The following is a 17,687-nucleotide window of genomic DNA, read 5'->3' as shown; positions in this document are numbered from 1 at the left end:
CCTGCCCGCCCCGCGCACCGCGCTGGCGGCCCAGGCAACGTCCCAGCCCGCCGATGCCGCCCAGCCGGGCGATACGCCCCAGGACGCACCGGACGGCCAACAGGCCATGGACGTCATCTGGCAGACGCGCGGGCAGGAACTCACCGCACTGGTGGAAGAAACCGACCGGCTGCGCAAGGCCCTGCCCGACATGGCCAGGGCGCTGGACAGCCAGGTGGCCGCCGTGCAGCGCGACTACCAACGGCTGTTCGCGCTGTACCAGCTGAGCCGCAACCACCCCAGCGAAATGGCCGCCATCCGCCGCCAGTTGGCGGGCGTGCAGCGCACCCTGCAAGGCAGGCTGGCCCCCATGGAGGCCACCGATGCCGCGGTGCGCCAGCGGCTGGACGACTTCAACGCCCTGGACAAGGAATTGTCCGAGCACCTGGCCACGGAACGGTCCAGCGAGCTTTCCAAAGACCTGTCCGAATACCTTGCCAAGCTTACCGAGGGGCGCAAGAACCTGACGGTCCTGCGCACCCGCCTCGCCCGCGCCCTGGACCCCGGCCACGCGGTGGCCGCCAAGCTGACCCAGGCACTGGAACAGATCGACGCGCAGTTGCCCGCGCTGTGGCGCACCTATTATCTGGTGGCCTCCAGTTCGCTGATGGACCTTGGCGTATGGCAATCACTGCCCGTCAACCTGGCCGCATGGTCGGACACGACGGAGGTGCGCCTGGCCACGGAATTCCCGCAGACCACCCGCGACTGGGGCGCACTGCTGCTGCGCTTTGCCTTCCTGGTCGTGCCCCTGCTCCTGCTGGGCAGGCTGGCCCTGCGGCGCGGCTGCCGGTTGCCCGGCGGATGGGCCGAAAGCTGCCGCAACGTGGCCGCCCGCAGTTGGCCGTGGATCGCCGTGGGCATAGCCCTGCACTTCGCCTCGTGGGCGCGCGGCGGCGAGGTCTACCGGGCCGTGGTGGTGCCCGCGCACCTCATGCTGCTGCTGGGCGAACTGACCCTGGTCTGGAGCCTGCGTGCCTCCGGCCTTGCCGGTGTGCCGCAGCGCTCTCCCCTGTTGCTGCTGTTCGCCCCGGCGGCCATCGGCGTGCTGCTGCTGTTCCTGAATCCGCCCGCCGTGCTGCTGGCCCCGTTGTGGGCGCTGTGCATGGTGGCGGTACTGACCGTGCGCGCCCGGCGTGGCAGGCCCCGCGTGCTGCCCCTGCTGGAAAAGGTGCTGCTGGCCTGCGAACCCGCGTTGTGCATCGTCTCGCTGCTGGCGGCGGTGTTCGGCTGGGCGCGGCTGGCCATTCCGTTCTTCCTGGTGGGGCTGGCCGTGGCCGTGGCCCTGCAACTGGGCGCCGTGCTGGTGGCTCTTGTGACCTTGCTTGCGGAACGCCTGCCGGAAAAGGGCATGCGCGCCCTGCTGCGCGGCCTGGTGCTGGGCCTTGGCGCCCCCGCCATGTGGGTGGTGGCCGCCGCTACCCTGCTGCCGTGGATGTCCGCCTTCCCCGGCGGGCCGTACATGATGCGCCAGGCGCTGGAACTGAACGTCAACGTGGGGTCGGTGTCGTTCAACTCGTTGCGGGTGCTGGGCCTGGTGCTGCTGTTCTACCTGACCCGCTCGGCCATCGCCGTGGGCACGTCCTTCCTCGACAACCTGCCTGCGCGGCTGCCCCGCGTGGAACGCGGCGTGATTCCGCCGTTGCAGACCGGGCTGACCTATACCCTGTGGGCGTTGTTCGGCCTGGTGGTGCTGAACGCCCTGGGCGTCAGCCTGACCAGCCTCACGGTCATTGCCGGTGGCCTCAGCGTGGGGCTGGGCTTCGGGCTGCAGACCATTTTCAACAACTTCTTCAGCGGGTTGATCCTCATTTTCGGCCGCTCTCTGCTGGAGGGCGACATCATCCAGATCGGCGAGACGTGGGGCACGGTGCGCAAGATCAGCATCCGCTCCACTACCGTCGAAACCTTCGACAACGCCGTGATCTTCGTGCCCAACTCCGAATTCGTGTCCAACCGGCTCACCAACTGGACCCGCAACAGCATGCGCATGCGCCGCGACATCGCCATCGGCGTGGCCTACGGCTCGGACATCGACAAGGTGACCGAACTGCTGAAGCAGGCAGCGGAGGACCACCCCCGGGTGATGCGCGACCCCGCGCCCAACGTGCTGTTCCAGGACTTCGGCCCCAGCAGCCTCGACTTCGTGCTGCGGGTATGGGTGGACGACCTGAACCACGGTGTGTCAACCGCGTCCGACCTGCGCCGGACCATCGACCGCCTGTTCCGCGAGAACGCCATAGAAATATCCTTCCCGCAGATGGACGTGCACGTGCGCGGCATAGAGGGGCTGCCTGCCGTGGCGCCCCCCCCGCCCCCCGTTGCCCCCATTGAAAGCACCGGCGAAGGCGCGACGAAACGCCCGGTCCAGGCGGAACGCCAAGGCGCGCCCGGCGTCAAGGCCGCAACCACCGGCCCCGACGACGACGCAGCCCGCTTCGAGGCCTGACGCCTGCGGCGGCCTTGCACCACGCCTGACGCCCGCCGCGCAGTGCCTTTGGCCCACAACACCACATCCAACACAGCAAACGCGGAAAATGCCATTTTCTCAAAAATGGCATTTTCCGCGTTTGAATTTTACGTTAATTGTTAAAATAAACACCGACACAATCATCTCCATTCACGGTCTCGACCCCGCAACATCATGAAATAGCTTTAAAAGCATACGCAAACGACAACCCTGCCACGGCGGAACCATCCTTGCAACGCACCCGGCATGCCGTGCACGTTGCAAAGCCTGAAACTCAAGGCCCTCTACGCCATCAGTCAGGTCTTCGACCGGGCCCTGGACCTCGAACAGGCCCTCGAAGAGGTGCTGCGCGTGCTTTCTGAAACCCTTTCCATGAAGCGCGCCACCATCACCCTGCCCGACCGCGAGACGGGGCAGCTGGTCATCGCCGCCTCGCACGGGCTTACCCCCGAGGAACGCGGACGGGGTGTGTACCGGCTGGATGAAGGGGTGACGGGCACCATCTTCCAGTCCGCCCGCCCCTACATCGTGCGCGACGTCCGCACCGACCCCCTGTTTCTCGACCGTACCGGCGCACGCAAGGTGGAAAAGGGCAAGATATCCTTCCTCGGCGTACCCATCCTGAAACAGGGCACCCCCATCGGCGTGCTGAACGTGGACCGCCTGTTCAGCGACGAGGTGTCCACCTCGGAAGACATGGAATTCCTGGGCATCGTGGCCACCCTGGTGGCCCAGTTCCTGAGCCTGAACGAGCAGCTCAACGAGCGCGTGGCCACCCTGCGCCGCGAAAACGTCAAGCTGCGCACCCGCGTGCTGGACGAGCGGGGCGATTACATCGTGGGCCGCAGCGCGGCCATGCTGGACGTGCAGCGTCAGATAGAGCGGGTGGCCCCCACCAGGGCCACGGTGCTGCTGCTGGGCGAATCGGGCGTGGGCAAGACACTCATCGCGCGGCTGCTGCACAACCTTTCCGACCGCATGGTCCACCCCTTCGTGAAGGTGAACTGCGCCTCCATTCCGGAAACGCTGCTGGAGGCGGAACTGTTCGGCCACGAGAAGGGCGCGTTCACGGGCGCCGTCGCGGTGCGGGCGGGGCGCTTCGAGGAAGCCCACCGGGGCACCATCTTTCTGGACGAAATCGGCGAACTGCCGCCCGGCATCCAGGCCAAGCTGCTGCGGGTCATCCAGGACCGCGAGTTCGAACGTCTGGGCAGCAACCAGACCCACCGCGTGGACGTGCGCATCGTGGCCGCCACCAACCGCGACCTGGCCCTGCTTTCCGAACAGGGGCGCTTTCGCCAGGACCTGTACTATCGGCTGTGCGTGTTCCCCATCCGGGTGCCCGCCCTGCGCGAACGGCCCGACGACGTGGAGCGCCTGCTCAACCATTTTCTGGCCAAGGCCGCCCGCGACTACCGCCGGGTGATCACCCTGGCCCCCGATGCGCTGGACCTGTTGTGCCGCCACGAATGGCCGGGCAACGTGCGCGAGATGGAAAACCTCATCGAGCGGCTGGCCATCCTGTCCGAATCGGGCCAGGTCGACCGGCGCTTTCTGGAACCGCTGCTGGAACATTCCGCCACCGAAAACGCCCAGCCCGACGGAGCGCATCCCGTCCTGTCCGGCGGGCCGGGCATGACCGGTTCCGGCGGCGTCATGGGGGCATACGGCGGGGATGCCGCAGCCCACGGCCTGCATGGCGACGGGCATGCCGGGCATGCCGGATACCACGCATACCCTGCACACCACGCTCACCCCGCTCACCCCGCTCACGAAGACAGAGGCATCCACCACGACGATGCGCACCCCGCCACCCTGCGCGACATCGAACGTGCCGAAATCATCGCCGCCCTGCGCCGCAACGGCTGGGTGCAGCACCGCGCCGCCGCGGCGCTGGGCATCACCCCGCGCCAGATGGGCTACCGCATCCGCAAGATGGGGCTTTCCGGCCTGGTGGCCGGGGAACGCGCTCGCCGGGGCGACTGAAACGCGTACCATCCTCCACCGGCACGCGGGAAATTCGGGAGCCTGCCGTGCCGGTTCCGTGTATCGCCATCATGTGAAAGGGTGCCCCCCCCAGTGGCCGCCCCGCCTCAAAACGGCGTTTCCCAACCGACAAAACAGAGCACGCCGCGGCTTTGGACCAGTTCTTTGAGCCGCTGCATCGTTGCATCGGCAGGAGACGGTTGGTCCGCCATGTCGAAGGTGCGCCCCAACTGACGATGTTTTGATTCGCCAAGCCTGTGGAAAGGCAGGAGGTTCACGACGTCCAGCCCGATATCCCTGATGAAGTCGACCGTGGCCATGAGGTTCGCTTCCGAGTCGTTGCATCCGGGAACAACCGGGATGCGCGGCATGATGACGCCTTCCCAGTCCGAGCGGGCCAGCGTTTCGATGTTGTGAAGAATCAGCGCATTGCCCCGGCCCGTCAGCTTCATGTGGGTCACCGGATCCATGTGCTTGATGTCCGTGAAAACCCAATCCGCAAAGCGCAACGCATCAAGGTAGTGGGCCGTCGGCAGGCAGGAACTTGTCTCCACGCAAACGTGAATGCCGACCTCCTTGCATCGACGCATCAGGTTGTTGATGAACGGACGTTGCATGAGCGGTTCCCCCCCGCTGAATGACACCCCCCCGTTTTTTCCCCAGAATTGCCTGTCGCGCTGCAAGATGCGCAACACCTCCTCTGTGGTGTAGTACTTCCCACTCTTCACCATTGCCTCGTTGAGGCAGGCGTCCACGCACTCATGGGTCTGGCATGCGTCGCACGCCTCCCTGTCATGCACGAGCTGGTCGCCGACAACCCTGGCTGCGCCGGATGGACAGGCCGCCAGACAGTCGCCGCAGCCCTTGCACTTGCCTTGCCGGTACATCATGACAGGGTGGGTAAAGAGCCCTTCGGGATTGCTGCACCATATGCAACGCAAGGGGCAACCGTTCAGGAACACCGTGGTGCGCGTGCCCGGGCCATCATGCACGGAGTGCCCCTGTATATCGAAGATCAGCCCCGTGTCCGCATCAACACATCGATCTGCAAGCATGGTTATCCTCTGGTTCGGCCGGCCATCACGAGGAAGGCGAAACGCGGCTCCGCCACCTTGATTCCGGTTGTCCCGGCCTTGTTGTGCGTGTCCGCAAAACGTCTTGCGCCGTCCGGGCGGACCACACCGGGGTGCCCTCCCGGACGGCGCGACCATCTCTGCGGGGTGCGTGGCTAGACCGTCGCGGCTTCCTCGGCCGGAACGCCCTCCTCCCGCTTCTTCAGGGACAAGGGCAGGCTGGCGCCGAAACAGGACGAGACCAAGAAGGCTCCCAGGGCGAAGACGATGGAATAGACGTAACTCCCGGTCGCATCCTTCATGTAGCCGCCGACCAGCGGGCCGATGAACGGCCCGCTGCCCATGACGATCATGGTGCCAAGACCCCATATCTTGCCAAGCGTGGCCCGACCGTAGATCGCCCCCAGGTAGCCGACCACTCCTCCGGGCACGATGGCCCAGTAGATGGCGAACAGCACACAGGAAACCAGCCCCAGCCCGATCGACCGCTCTCCTTGCAGGACAAGCAGCAGGCAGGCGACTGCTCCCACCAGCGGGCCGAAGATGAGCATCTTCTTGCGGCCCGTGGGTTCGCACCGCGAACGGCGCACCACCCTGTCCGCCACGACGCCCATTATGGGCATGGAGAAAATGCCGACCACGCCGATGACGACATAGAGATACGTGGCCTTGGACAGGGTCATGCCAAGGTCGGCCGTCCAGTAACTGACGACCTGGGTCCAGATGAGGAACTCGCCGAGCATGCTCGTGAGAAAGGTCAGGATCGCCCCCCAGATGGGGTAGGTGGAGTAGGCCTGGCCCAAGCTCCAGCTCCGGGGGGCGCTTGCGCCGGGGGCGGCGGGCGTTTCGCCGAAGGGCGCGAGACCGTAGTCTTCGGGACTCTTCTTCGCCAGCAGCGCGGCCAGAAGCAGGCAGAGGAGAACCAGCAGGCCGAGTAGTTCCATGGCGCCGCGCCAGGCGTCGCCCTGGGTTCCGGCCAGGGAATTCTTGACGAACAGGCTCATGACCACCTGGGCCATGGGGGCGCCAGCAAAGGCAAAGCCCCACATGGTGGCGTAGCTCTTGCCCACGTACCACTTGCGTACGGAAACGGTGGAGGTCACCCACAGCATGCCGGTGGCCACCCCGGCCAGCACGCCGTAGGAGGCGTAGTAGGCATACAGGGTGTCCGCCTGTGCCGTGACGTAGAAACCGGCCGCGCCGAAAAGCGCCCCAACGAGATACACCAGCTTGGCGCCCCACCTGTCGAGAATGAACCCCGAAAAAAATGCGGCGACGGCATAGCACATCATCATGAAGGAATACCCCAGGGTCACTTCCGCCTGGGACCAGCCCATGTCTGCGCTCATGGGCACCTTGAGGATGGAGAACGTGGCCCGGTAGCCGAAAAGACAAAACACGGCCAGCCAGGATGCGGCCACCACCGACCAGCCATACAGCCGTTTGTTCTTTTCCATGATTCACTCCTGGTAACGCCGATGAAACCCGGCGCGCCCGGCCGGGAGTGACTCCCGACCGGGCGCTTCAGGATCAGTCGGCGTAGGATTCGCAGGTCACTGCGATCATGTCGCCGTAGGCCATGAACTTGGGGTCCATGGCGCTGGCGCCGCAGACGCCGATGTTGGCAGCCTCTTCCATGTAGTTCTTGCAGAACTTGCACTTGGGCAGCCTGGTGTACCCGGCGGGCGCATCGGTATCGGCCTGAACAAGCTTGCCGGTCAGGCGGTCGAGGCCCTTGTCCGCATCCACAGGAATGAATTCGCGGGTGTCGCGATAGGTGAACGTCATGGCTATATCCCCTCGTATTCGGTTCTGGCGATGAGTTCGTCCTGAACGGACTTGCCGATTTCCACCCAGTACTGGGTGAACCCGGCCACGCGTACCATCAGGTCGCGAAACTCCTCGGGCCGTGCCTGGGCTTCACGCAGCATCTTGGTATCCACGACGTTGTACTGGACGTGGAATCCGCCCTTGCGCATGTAGGCCCTGGTCAGGTCGAGAAGCTTCCGCCCGCCTTCGTGCCCACGAATGGCGCTGGGGTGGATCTTGATGTTGAGCTGCGAGTTCTGGGAGTTGGAGTGATCCCACACGGTGGCCGAATTCATGAGGGCGAAGGGACCGTTGCGGTCCGTGCCGGGATAGGCGGACAGGGAGGCGTCGGCAAAGGTGGTGCCGCTCAGGCGTCCGTCCGGCGTGGCCCGGCAGGCAGAGCCCATGGCTCCGTGGGTGGAGACGGATATCTGGCAGGGATACATGGGGTGCGCGTAGAGGGACGTGTAGTTCTTGCAATCCTCGCAGAAGTACTCTTCCCATTCACGCAGGATGTCGTCGGCGTACGGGTCGTCGTTGCCGTACTTGGGTGCCTGGAGCAGCCTGAAGTGGAGCTTGTCCCACTTGCGGTCGTCACTGTCGCGCTTCTGCTGGTCGGCGATGGAGAACGAGTTGATCTCGTGCGCATCCTTGAAGCCGAAGTTGTCGACGATGGCGGCCTTGACCTCGTCCAGGGTGGCCTGCCTGTCGTCGTAGACAACCTTCTTCAGCGCCGCCAACGAGTTGACCATGGTGATCGTGCCGGCGGACTCCACATTGAACGTTGCATTGTACCGGTAGCCAAGCTCGTTGATGAGGTGCCCCCTGCTCAGGCAGTCCGGCTTCAGCAGCGAGTTGAGGACGGCCATGTTGTTCTTGCGCCAGACATCGTGCTGGATGTTGTTCGCCTTTTCCACGGCGCGACACATGATTTCCCAGTAGCTCTTGAATGCCGCCCACAGATCCTCGTAGGTCGCGAGGGGGCTGTCGTGCGGCGGAACCACCTGCTCCATGGTTCGCTGATCCTGCCCGTTGAAAATCGTCAGCTCCAGTATCTTGGGCAGGGACATGAAGTGGATGCCGACGCTGGTAGGCTGCCCCGCGCCGCCGGGGATCAGGTATTCCTTCCCGTTCAGGTGCAGCGGCAACCAGCAACACGGTGAGGACTCCAGGCAGCCGCCGATGGCCCAGGCCGTGGCTTCCTGAGGCGTCATGCCTTCGTGGGCGTACTGGGACATCATGAACTTGATGCCGATTTCGTTATTCATGAAGGCTGGATAGCCGGCGCCGGTCTTGATGACCTTGGAGGCGAGCAGCAGGAAATCCTCGGGCAGCTTCTCGTCATAGAGCAGCGCGATGGTGGACTGGGGCATGGGGTTGTTCATGCCCGCCTGCAGGATCAGGTATTCAAGCCGGTTGGCTGCGGACTGCCCCTTGGCGTCAAGTCCGCCCACGGACACAGTGTTGAACGTGTTGCCGGAAAGCACCCCGCCGACCACGCCGCAGGAGGCGAAGCAGTCGATGGAGGTCTTCACCACCCGGTCGAGTTCCAGCAGTTCCAGCACCTCATCCTCTGTGATGCGGCCAGCGGCGATGTCCTGCTCGAAGTAGGGGTACAGAACCTGCCCGATCCGGCCGGGGGACATGCCGGAGATGGCGTCTTCGTTGAGCACGCCGAGGTGGATGGTTTCGATCATCTGGAAGGCTTCGTAGAAGGTGCGGGGCGGATTGTGCGCGATCCACTCCAGGCACTGCGCGATGTCGCCGTATTCCTTCCGCTGGGCGGCGTCCCTTTCGATCGCTTCCAGTCGGCGGGCTTCCTTGGCATAGTTCGTGATCCACGCCTGGATTCCCTCGATGACAAGAACGACGGCTTCATAATTGTATAGCCTGTTCATGCCGACCATACCGTCGCCATCCGCATTGCCCGCGACACTGGCAATGCGTTCTCTCGCCATCTCTATCAGGCCGTCGAAACCATACTCCAAGGGATAGTAGTAGTTGATGACCTCGCGCCCCTGGGGCAGTGTATATCCAGAATCGAACATGCATACGATGTTCCGCATGCACTTTTCCTTGGTGTCGTAATCGGGACACATCTGCTCGTACCTGTGCCCAATGTCGTCAACCGACTTTCCTACCCACATCTTGGACAGCTTGAGCAGGGCGGGGATCTCCTCCTGGCGCATGCCGAACTTGCCGGCAATCGACACGATCCGGTTGAAGCTGCGCACCACGTTGCCGCCACCCAGGCCGAACTTGGAATGTTCGTCGGCCGAGGTGGAGCCGCGCTTGAGGGCGTCCTGAAAGAGTTCATCCTCCTTGGCCACATAGAAGCCTTCGGACAGCCAAGGCATGGGAAATGACCCGCGGAAGTAGTGGGCCTTGTGCATCACCAGCTTCTCGCCCGGGTAGATCACCGGCGTCAGGTGGGAAAAGGCCGCCTTGAGCGCCCTCGCCCTGCGCACCACCGGGATCTCCGAATCGTGGGCCATGTATTCCCGCGTGTACCAGTAGGGGAACTCATTGTTGGCCGACGACAGGGTCTGCAGGAAAAGCTCCTTCAGCCTTGCGGACCTGGGATGCGGCTCGGGCTTCACCTCGCGGTCCATCACCACTTCGGGAGCATGTCCGCCCGCCTCGAAGTCCATGGCGATACCGGCGTCTGCCAGCACCTGCTTGAATGTTCTGTTTCTGGTCATGGGCTCCTCCATTAAGGGTTGTCACCGTAGTCACGTCATTTCAGTACATTTCTTGCAATTACAGAAAGCGTACCAACAAAAGCGCATGTGCATGAAAATATTGTAACACCTTAAAATAAAACTATTATTTCGAAAGAACCGGATGGCGCGGCAGACCGTGATGTAATGCACCGTGACAGGACGCACCGCTGCCCCGAAGCGGGCACGCAAGGGAGTATCTGGGGGAGGACAAACGAAAAAACAGGTAAACAAGATGGTTGCAGCCGGATGGCCGCCACCAGGCAACACGGAAGACAGGGGTGACAGAGGGGGGAAGCAGTTGTCACAGGGTGTGACAGGGGGGAGGGGGGCGCAGATCAATCAGGAACGGTACATCGAGAGGAGCATGGGCATGAATTGCGATAGCGAGGAAAACGCCCGCCACACTCCCGGCGCCGGCAAGGCCGAAGCCTTTCCCAAAATCCGCGCATTCAAGAAACTGAATCTGAGCGGCAAGGATCTGTTCGCCTCATGGCTGGCAGCGTCGAACATCCGCATCCGTCCGAAGGGCGACAGCACCGACCATGAACGGATCTCTGGACTGTTCACCCACGGAAATGGTTTCGTGGAGTTTCTCAAGACCATCATCGACTACTGCGCATGCGGCCTGCAAGTGGTCAACAAACAAGGGGTTATCATATACATTAACGAAAGTTTCATGGACGTGCACGGCGTATCCGAACAGGACGTCATCGGCAAGCACGTCACCGACATCGTGGATAATACCCGCATGCATGTGGTGGCTCAGACCGGCGTTCCCGAGCACGACTGCTACCAAGATATCCGGGGCATTCCCTACGTTGTCTCCCGCATTCCCATCTTTGAGGAAGGCGAGTGCATCGGCGCTGTGGGCATAATCCGGTTCCGCGGACTCGAAGAAGTGCAAAAGCTCACCGGCTACATCAAGCGCTTGCAGAAGCAAATCCACGACATCCGCAACGGAAAGAGCCTATCCCGCGACACCGAATACAATTTCGATAACATCCGAGGCACATCGGAAGCCATGCAACAGGCCAAGGCCACCGCCATGCAGGCGGCTTCAACCGACGCCACCGTGCTGCTGCGCGGCGAAACCGGCGTGGGAAAGGAGGTATTCGCCCAAAGCATCCACAACTACAGTCGCAGGCGCGACGCTCCGTTCATCCGGATCAACTGTAGCGCCATTCAGGAGACGCTCGTGGAGTCGGAACTCTTCGGGTACGACGAAGGCGCGTTCACGGGCGCACGCCGGGGTGGTCACAAGGGACGGTTCGAGCAGGCCGACAACGGCACCATCTTTCTTGACGAAATCGGGGATATGCCGCTGAACGCCCAGGCCAAGCTTCTCCGGGTGATCCAGGAAGGCGAAGTGGACCGGCTCGGCAGCGAGAAGCGCAGCCGGGTGGATGTGCGCATCATCGCCGCAACCAACTGCAACCTCGAAGACAAGGTGCGTGACGGCAGCTTTCGGGAAGACCTATTCTACCGTCTGAACGTCATCCCCATCATCATCCCTGCCCTGCGCCACATCCCCGAAGACATCCCCTGGCTGGCCAAGAGCGTGTGGGCAAAACTCGCGCGCCGCCACGGCATCCATCAGAAGCGGCTGTCCCACGCGGCTGTGGCGGCCATGCAGGCGCTGCCATGGAAGGGCAACGTGCGGGAAATGCAGAACGTGCTCGAACGTCTCATGATCATGTGCAAAGGCGAGGTGGTCGGCGAGGAAGAATTGCGGAGGATGTTGCTGCGGGACGGCGTCTGCTGCGATTTGATGGACATCGATGGCGGGGCCGACGGCATGACCCTGTCCAGGCTGGTGGAGCGAACCGAACGGGGCGCGCTCAATTACGCCTTGGCCGTGGCCGATGGAAACCGCTCGGCCGCGGCCAAGCTGCTTGGCATCTCGCGACCGCTTTTCTACAAAAAGCTGGCCCAGTACAATCTGACCCAGGAACCGGCGGCACGCCGGACACCGACCAGCCGGGAATAGACTGCCGGTACCGGCGGAATCCTCCGGTCACATGCGAAAGGGCAGCCCCATGGGGCTGCCCTTTCACATGCATGATTCCGTACGAAAGTCCGGAACAGCCGGGCCTATGGCCCGCCGCCGACAGTGCCGCCGGATTCCTGCGCCGTTCCATTCCCGGGCCCGGTTTCCGCAGCATCACCGTCCGCATTCCCGCTCGCGTTCGCACCCGTATGCGCAGCCTGCTCCGCCGCGCATTTGCCCGCCTCGTGCAGATAGTACTGCGAGGGAAAGCGCCCGTCGGTCTGGGGCACTTGCAGGCCCAGCCGGGCCTCGTGGTTGATCAGGATGGGGCCGGTAAGGTTCAGCGCCGTCTTTTCGGGCCGCCCCGGCGGAATGGACACGGTGACCAGCACCGCCACCTGCCGGATGGTGCGCAGCCGCAACAGTTTCTGCTCCGCATCGCCGATGCGGATGGGGTAGTCCTCGATGAAGCTGTACGGGTCACCCACCAGCAAGCCCAGACGCGGGTCGTCCATGCTTTGCAGGATCAGGAAGGGCGCGCCCTCGCGCAGTTGCAGCAGCGTGAACTCGTGCTTGTCCTCGAAGCCCATGAGGCCCCGGGGAAAATACAGCACCTTGTCCAGCGCCACATTCTGGCGGCCAAGCCGGGTCTGGATCACTCTTTCGTTCTGTCGTGCCATATCTGTGTCGCCGCGAGCAGGTCAGCGTTGCTGGTTTCGAGCGCCATGCGGTTTTCCTCCATGACGCGCCGGTAGACTTCCTCTCGGTACACGACCATGTCGCCGGGTACGTCGAGCCCGATCTTGACCTGCTTTCCCTGCATGCCAAGGATGGTGATGCGAATGTTGTCGCCAAGGTACAGGCTTTCGCCCGGCCGGCGTGTAAGTATGAGCATGTGGCCCGGCCCTTACAGGAAGTTCGTGAGATTCATCTGCATGATCATGGAGGACGACTTGAGCACGCTGTTGTAGGTCAACTGCTGCTGCGCGAGTTTCGTCATCAGCTTGGCCACGTCCACGTCCTCTATGCTGCTCATGCGCATGGTCTGGTCGTCTTCCTGCGACTCCAGGATGCCCTGCACCACGTCGAGCCGGTTTTCCTTGCCGCCCACGCGCGCCGCCGCCGTCAGGATGACCTTGGAGGCGGTGCCCAACTCGTCCAGCGCCTTCTGGATGCCGGTCTGGCTGTTGGTTTCGGTGAAGGCGATCAGCCTGCCCACCACCTCGAACATGTTGCGCCCGTCCCCGCCGTACACCGCCGTGGGGCTGGCCTGCCCCGGCGCCTGGTACATGCCGCCGAAGATGTCCTTGCCCACGTTGTTCACCGACATGTATTCGCCGGGCGAAATCTCGTACTCCAGTGCGGCGCGGTGCGGCCGGATGACGAACTGGTCGCCCGCCGCCAGCGCGTTGCCCCCGTTGGAGGCCAGCGTCAGGAAGCCGCCGGGCACCAGCAGCGACACGGGCCCGCCCGTGCCGGAAGCGGTGGCGGGTACCCAGCTGGAGCCGCCGTCCATGCTGTACGAATAGCTGATGGATCCGGACAGCGTGCCCGACTGGTCGATGCGCACCATGACATCGCGCGAGAACGAACCATCGGCCGTGGCCGCGATGTTGGCGGCGCCGTATCTCTCGGCCGTGAGGCCGGAAGAGTTCATGTCGTCGCCCTTGTAGATGGCTGTCGGCCGAATGTACAGCCAGGTGCCGTTGCCCGTCTCGTGCCCGTTGGCGGTATCCACGGCGGTCACCGTGGCCCCCGGCGACATGGTCAGGCGCGCCCCGCCCAGCATCACCGGCGCGGCGTTGGAGGCCAGGGTGCCGGTCTTCCAGGTGGTGCCGCCGTCCTCGGAATAGCGGTAGTCCAGCGCGTCGGTGCCGATGGTGCCGCTTTCCAGAAACTGGAACACCATGGTGTTGCTGGCCCCGCCCTCCACCGTGAACGAGGTGTTCGACAATGCCGGATCGTTGGCGGTGACGGCAAGCCCGGCAACGTAGGCGGCGTCCTCGATCTTGTGCCCGGCGAAGATGTGGCGGCCTTCGTTCTCGGTATTGGCAAGGTTGATGAGCTGCCCGTACAGCTCGCGCATTTCGTAGCTGATTTCCTTGCGGTTCTCAGGACTTACCGTACCGGTGGCCGCCTGTTCGGCCAACGCCTTGATGCGGGTGAGCACCGTGCTTACCTGGGTCAGCGTCTTGTCCGCGAGGCTCAGCCAGCTTTCGGCCTGGCCCACGTTCTTCTGGTACTGCTCGTTGGTGGCCAGCGAGGCGCGGTAGTTCAGGATGCGGGCCATGCCCACGGGATCGTCCGACGGGCGGTTGACCTGCTTCTGGCTGGACGCCTGCATGTTCGATTCCATGAGGTTCGACAGCGCATAGTTCATGTTCGAGATGTAATTGTCGAACATGGTCCGCTGCGTAACGCGTCCTGCCATGGGAGACTCCTTCCATCGCTACTGCTTGAGGCCCAGCAGCGTCTGCATCATCTGGTCCGCCGTGGTCACCAGCTTGGCCGCCGCCTTGTAGGCGTGCTGGAACTTGACGAGACTGGCCATCTCTTCGTCCAGGTTCACCCCGGACGATGCGCTCTGGCGCTCGTCCAGGTCCTTGGCCAGGGTTGCGGTATAGGCCGCGTTGAACTTGGTGGAGGCGGTATCCGCGCCCACGGTGGCCACGATGGCGCTGTAGTATTCCGACAGGGTCTGCGAGCTGGCCCGCTCGAAGGTGGTGGCGATGGTCACTTCCTTGGTGGCCAGCCCGGCGATGGCCTTGGCGGTGTCGTTGTCGCCCGCGTTGGCCTCGTTGCCGCCGTTGACCTTGCCGGCATTGATGAAATTGGTGTCGCTGCGCACGTCTGGCCGCACGGCGATGGTGGAGGCATCCGACCCCTGGAAATAGGTGTTCAGCCCAAGGCCCGCCAGCAGCCCCGCCGAATCCGCCCCCACGCCGAACTTGTAGCCGCTGTTGCTGCGCACCACGAGCTTGTTGTCCACGATGTCGGCGTTGATATAGGTGCCGAAGGTGTTGTTCAGCGCATCGCGCACGTCGTTCAGCGAATGCACCGTGGGGTCGAAGTTCTGGATGCCCGGCGTGGCGGTGTCGAAGTCCAGCGGGCCGGAGGCGTTGGAAAGGTAGGCGCCGCTGTTGGCGTCGTACACGTACATGCTGAAGTTGCCCGCCTCCAGCTTGTTCAGCCAGGCAAGGCCGGAGCTGTCCGACCCCAGGGCGATGGACGGATCGGCCACGCCGTAGGTGCCGCTCATGACCGACATGTGGTCGAGCCCCGCGCCCTGGCTGTGCAGGCGGTTCACTTCCCAGATCAGCGATTCCGACAGGGCGTTCACGCGGTCCACGTAGCGGCCCACCTGCGTATCGCGAAAGATCATGAATCCGCCGATGGTCCCGCCGGTGATGCGCCGGGGATTGTCGGTGCCGTCGGCCATGGTCTGGGGCGAAATGTTCAGGGGCGAGGTGGTGGGCGTAACCCAGTACACGCCGCTCTTGGGCGTGACGGTAAAGCGGTCGCCCGCCTCCAGGTTCTGGGTGGCCCCGCTGAAATAGATGTCCAGCCCCTGCACCTTGACCTTCTGGTCTTCAGGGCGCGCGGCGAACAGCCGGTCGTTGCCGGTCTCGTCCTTCAGCCAGGTCTTGCCGCCGTCCAGCGAGACGCGGAACATGGCCGCACCCGCGCCGCTGGTCACCGCGCCGGACTGCACCACGTCGAGGGTGTATTCGTACTCGTCCGACCCCTCGAAGTGTATCTCGCCGTCGAAATTCGAACCGGGCACCAGCGACTGCTGCGACTGCGGGCCCTGATAGTCCAGCGAGAAGGCGTTCACCCCGTCCACCAGGGTGTGCCCGGCCTTGGTGACCACAGTGAACTTGCCGCTGCCGTTGTCCACCACGTCGACGTCGAGCTTCTGCGAGAGCTGGCGCACCAGCAGGTTGCGGTTGTCGATGAGCGTGTTGGCGTTGTTCTTGCCCGGATCGTCGTGCATTTCGATCTGCCGGTTCAGCTCGGCGATCTGCTTGATCAGGCTGTTGGCCTCGGTAACCTCCTGCTTCAGGTACTGGTCCATCTGCTGCTGCATGACGCGCAGGTTGGACTCGGCATTCTGGAGCAGCTTGACGAGGTTGTCGGAATGCGAAAGCAGCGCGTCGCGGCTGGCCTTGTCGTCGGGCCGCTGCGAAAGGGCCTGCCAGTCGGCGAAGAACTGCGACATGGCGGCGTTGATGCCGGGGGTGGTCGATTCGTTGAACAGGCTTTCCACGCTACGCAGCATTTCGTACTGCGAATCCCAGCGCGACTGCTGCGAGGCCTTGTCCAGATACGACTTTTCCACAAAGCCGTTGAAATAGCGGTACACCTCTGCCGCGTACGCACCAGTGCCGATCTGACCCGGAAAGCCGTCGAGGGCGGGATACTCCTCGAAGCGCACCGCCTGGCGCGAATACCCGACGGTATTCACGTTGGCAATGTTGTTGCCCGTGGTCTGGATGGCGGTCTGGTTCGCCAGCAGCGAAAGCTGCCCCATGTTGAGCAGCGAGGTGACACCGGCCATTTACAGCCTCCCGCGGATGAGCGCCGCCTCGGCGCGCGAGGTGGTCATGCCGCCCTTGCGTCCGTAGGTTTCCTGCTTGGGGGGCACGAGGCGACGGTGCAGAAAATCCAGCAGTTCCTGGCTCTGGTCCAGCAGGGCCAGGGCCAGGTCCGCGTTCAGCGAGGCCTGGCGGGCGCAGTGCTGTTCCTGGGCGTCGATGCGCGCGATGAGGGCGCGCACTTCCTCGCCCTGCTCCTCGGGCAGCATGTCCGCGTATTCCGAAAGCCGGGTGCGCTGCATGGCCGCCTTCAGGTCCACGCGTTCGCAGGCCAGCTGGCGCATCAGCTCGTGGATGGAGAATTCCACGGCGCTCACGGCGTCGGGATCGCGCCCGCGCAGGTGGGCAAACTCTTCCTCGAGCAGCAGCGCCAGCACCTCCAGCCCCTTGGTCTGCCGGACAAGATTGCCGCGTATCTGGTCGTACATCTGGTTATCCTCCGGTGCGGGTCCGTTGTGCCGCGATACCCCCGGAAGCGAGGCTGCGCGCCGCGTATTCCGGGTTCACCGCCAGTTCGCCCTGGCGCACCTCGAAGTGAAGGTGCGGCCCGGCAACGCGGCCCGTCCCCCCTGCCTTGGCAATTTCCGTGCCCGCCCGGACCACGTCGCCCTCGCGCGCATCCAGGCTGCCGTTATGACCATAAAAACTGCGCCAGCCGCCGGGGTGTTCCAGCACCACCAGCTTGCCGTAGTCGGCCCGCTCACCGGCAAAGACCACCTTTCCGTCCCATGCCGCGCGCACCGGATCGCCCTCGTTCACGGCAATGTCCACGCCCGGATGCCAGGCCCGCTCGCCGGTGATGGGGTCGTTGCGCCAGCCGAAGCCCGAGGCGATGCGCCCCTCATGCGGCCAGACCATGGAACCCGGCGTGCCCGAGGCCACCGCGGGGCCGCCCGTTGGGGAGGCCTTGGAAACGGGAGTGGCCGGGGTGGCTGACGATGCGGCGCCCGGAGATGTGGCGCCGGATGCCGGGGAAGTTGCGCCGACGGCCCCGTCGCCGGATAC

13 protein-coding genes are annotated in these 17,687 nt (G+C 63.9%); 3 read left to right on the top strand and 10 right to left on the bottom strand.

Annotation, left to right across the window (positions count from 1 at the left end; all coding sequences use genetic code 11):
* Window position 1 precedes the first annotated feature (1 nt).
* Together FVW27_RS11265 and nifA are read left to right on the top strand one after the other, a co-directional pair.
* Complete coding sequence (locus FVW27_RS11265; protein WP_481850162.1) at window positions 2-2,488, top strand: mechanosensitive ion channel domain-containing protein; 2,487 nt, start codon at window positions 2-4, stop codon at window positions 2,486-2,488.
* A 267-nt stretch (window positions 2,489-2,755) separates the two neighbouring features.
* The gene (nifA, locus tag FVW27_RS11260; RefSeq protein ID WP_167125186.1) at window positions 2,756-4,495 is read left to right on the top strand and encodes a nif-specific transcriptional activator NifA; all 1,740 of its coding nucleotides are present in this window, start codon (window positions 2,756-2,758) and stop codon (window positions 4,493-4,495) included.
* 107 nt (window positions 4,496-4,602) lie between these two features.
* Here the strand turns inward: nifA and FVW27_RS11255 are convergent, their stop codons facing one another.
* From FVW27_RS11255 to hpdB, 4 genes are all read right to left on the bottom strand, one after another.
* The gene (locus FVW27_RS11255; RefSeq protein WP_167125184.1) at window positions 4,603-5,550 is read right to left on the bottom strand and encodes a glycyl-radical enzyme activating protein; all 948 of its coding nucleotides are present in this window, start codon (window positions 5,548-5,550) and stop codon (window positions 4,603-4,605) included.
* 173 nt (window positions 5,551-5,723) lie between these two features.
* Window positions 5,724-7,025 carry an MFS transporter gene (locus tag FVW27_RS11250; protein WP_167125182.1) on the bottom strand — a complete coding sequence of 434 codons (1,302 nt, stop codon included), beginning with the start codon at window positions 7,023-7,025 and terminating at the stop codon, window positions 5,724-5,726.
* 73 nt (window positions 7,026-7,098) lie between these two features.
* Window positions 7,099-7,356: a 4-hydroxyphenylacetate decarboxylase small subunit gene (gene hpdC, locus FVW27_RS11245; protein ID WP_167125180.1), complete on the bottom strand. Its 258-nt coding sequence runs from the start codon at window positions 7,354-7,356 to the stop codon at window positions 7,099-7,101.
* Between the two features lie 2 nt (window positions 7,357-7,358).
* The gene (gene hpdB, locus FVW27_RS11240; protein ID WP_167125178.1) at window positions 7,359-10,079 is read right to left on the bottom strand and encodes a 4-hydroxyphenylacetate decarboxylase large subunit; all 2,721 of its coding nucleotides are present in this window, start codon (window positions 10,077-10,079) and stop codon (window positions 7,359-7,361) included.
* 391 nt (window positions 10,080-10,470) lie between these two features.
* Between hpdB and FVW27_RS11235 the strand changes: the two genes are divergently transcribed.
* Window positions 10,471-12,087, top strand: a complete 1,617-nt coding sequence (locus FVW27_RS11235) for a sigma-54 interaction domain-containing protein (protein ID WP_167125176.1) — start codon at window positions 10,471-10,473, stop codon at window positions 12,085-12,087.
* A gap of 104 nt (window positions 12,088-12,191) precedes the next feature.
* On the opposite strand, the gene fliW is transcribed toward FVW27_RS11235, so the two are convergent.
* From fliW to FVW27_RS11205, 6 genes are all read right to left on the bottom strand, one after another.
* Entirely contained in the window at window positions 12,192-12,767 is a 576-nt protein-coding gene (gene fliW, locus FVW27_RS11230) for a flagellar assembly protein FliW (RefSeq protein WP_167125174.1), read from the bottom strand.
* The gene (csrA, locus tag FVW27_RS11225) at window positions 12,743-12,982 is read right to left on the bottom strand and encodes a carbon storage regulator CsrA (RefSeq protein ID WP_007526389.1); all 240 of its coding nucleotides are present in this window, start codon (window positions 12,980-12,982) and stop codon (window positions 12,743-12,745) included. The genes fliW and csrA overlap by 25 nt, the downstream gene beginning before the upstream one ends.
* Window positions 12,983-12,994: 12 nt before the next feature.
* A complete protein-coding gene (gene flgL / locus FVW27_RS11220; protein ID WP_167125172.1) occupies window positions 12,995-14,518 on the bottom strand; it encodes a flagellar hook-associated protein FlgL in 1,524 nt (507 codons plus the stop codon).
* An 18-nt stretch (window positions 14,519-14,536) separates the two neighbouring features.
* On the bottom strand, window positions 14,537-16,645 hold the full coding sequence (gene flgK, locus FVW27_RS11215; RefSeq protein WP_167125171.1) for a flagellar hook-associated protein FlgK: 2,109 nt from the start codon (window positions 16,643-16,645) through the stop codon (window positions 14,537-14,539).
* On the bottom strand, window positions 16,646-17,110 hold the full coding sequence (gene flgN, locus FVW27_RS11210; protein ID WP_167125169.1) for a flagellar export chaperone FlgN: 465 nt from the start codon (window positions 17,108-17,110) through the stop codon (window positions 16,646-16,648).
* Between the two features lie 4 nt (window positions 17,111-17,114).
* Window positions 17,115-17,687 (bottom strand): M23 family metallopeptidase (locus FVW27_RS11205; protein WP_167125167.1); only part of this gene is annotated, 573 nt, incomplete at its 5' end.

Source organism: Nitratidesulfovibrio liaohensis (assembly GCF_011682075.1).
Taxonomy (GTDB): Bacteria; Desulfobacterota; Desulfovibrionia; order Desulfovibrionales; family Desulfovibrionaceae; genus Cupidesulfovibrio; species Cupidesulfovibrio liaohensis.
This window is presented reverse-complemented; position numbering and strand designations above follow the sequence as displayed.

Bases quoted from the DNA above. Each gene is read 5' to 3' on its own strand.
- nifA (WP_167125186.1), top strand. From the start codon at position 2,756: ATGCCGTGCACGTTGCAAAGCCTGAAACTCAAGGCCCTCTACGCCATC.
- FVW27_RS11255 (WP_167125184.1), bottom strand. From the start codon at position 5,550: ATGCTTGCAGATCGATGTGTTGATGCGGACACGGGGCTGATCTTCGAT.
- FVW27_RS11250 (WP_167125182.1), bottom strand. From the start codon at position 7,025: ATGGAAAAGAACAAACGGCTGTATGGCTGGTCGGTGGTGGCCGCATCC.
- hpdC (WP_167125180.1), bottom strand. From the start codon at position 7,356: ATGACGTTCACCTATCGCGACACCCGCGAATTCATTCCTGTGGATGCG.
- hpdB (WP_167125178.1), bottom strand. From the start codon at position 10,079: ATGACCAGAAACAGAACATTCAAGCAGGTGCTGGCAGACGCCGGTATC.
- FVW27_RS11235 (WP_167125176.1), top strand. From the start codon at position 10,471: ATGAATTGCGATAGCGAGGAAAACGCCCGCCACACTCCCGGCGCCGGC.
- fliW (WP_167125174.1), bottom strand. From the start codon at position 12,767: ATGGCACGACAGAACGAAAGAGTGATCCAGACCCGGCTTGGCCGCCAG.
- csrA (WP_007526389.1), bottom strand. From the start codon at position 12,982: ATGCTCATACTTACACGCCGGCCGGGCGAAAGCCTGTACCTTGGCGAC.
- flgL (WP_167125172.1), bottom strand. From the start codon at position 14,518: ATGGCAGGACGCGTTACGCAGCGGACCATGTTCGACAATTACATCTCG.
- flgK (WP_167125171.1), bottom strand. From the start codon at position 16,645: ATGGCCGGTGTCACCTCGCTGCTCAACATGGGGCAGCTTTCGCTGCTG.
- flgN (WP_167125169.1), bottom strand. From the start codon at position 17,110: ATGTACGACCAGATACGCGGCAATCTTGTCCGGCAGACCAAGGGGCTG.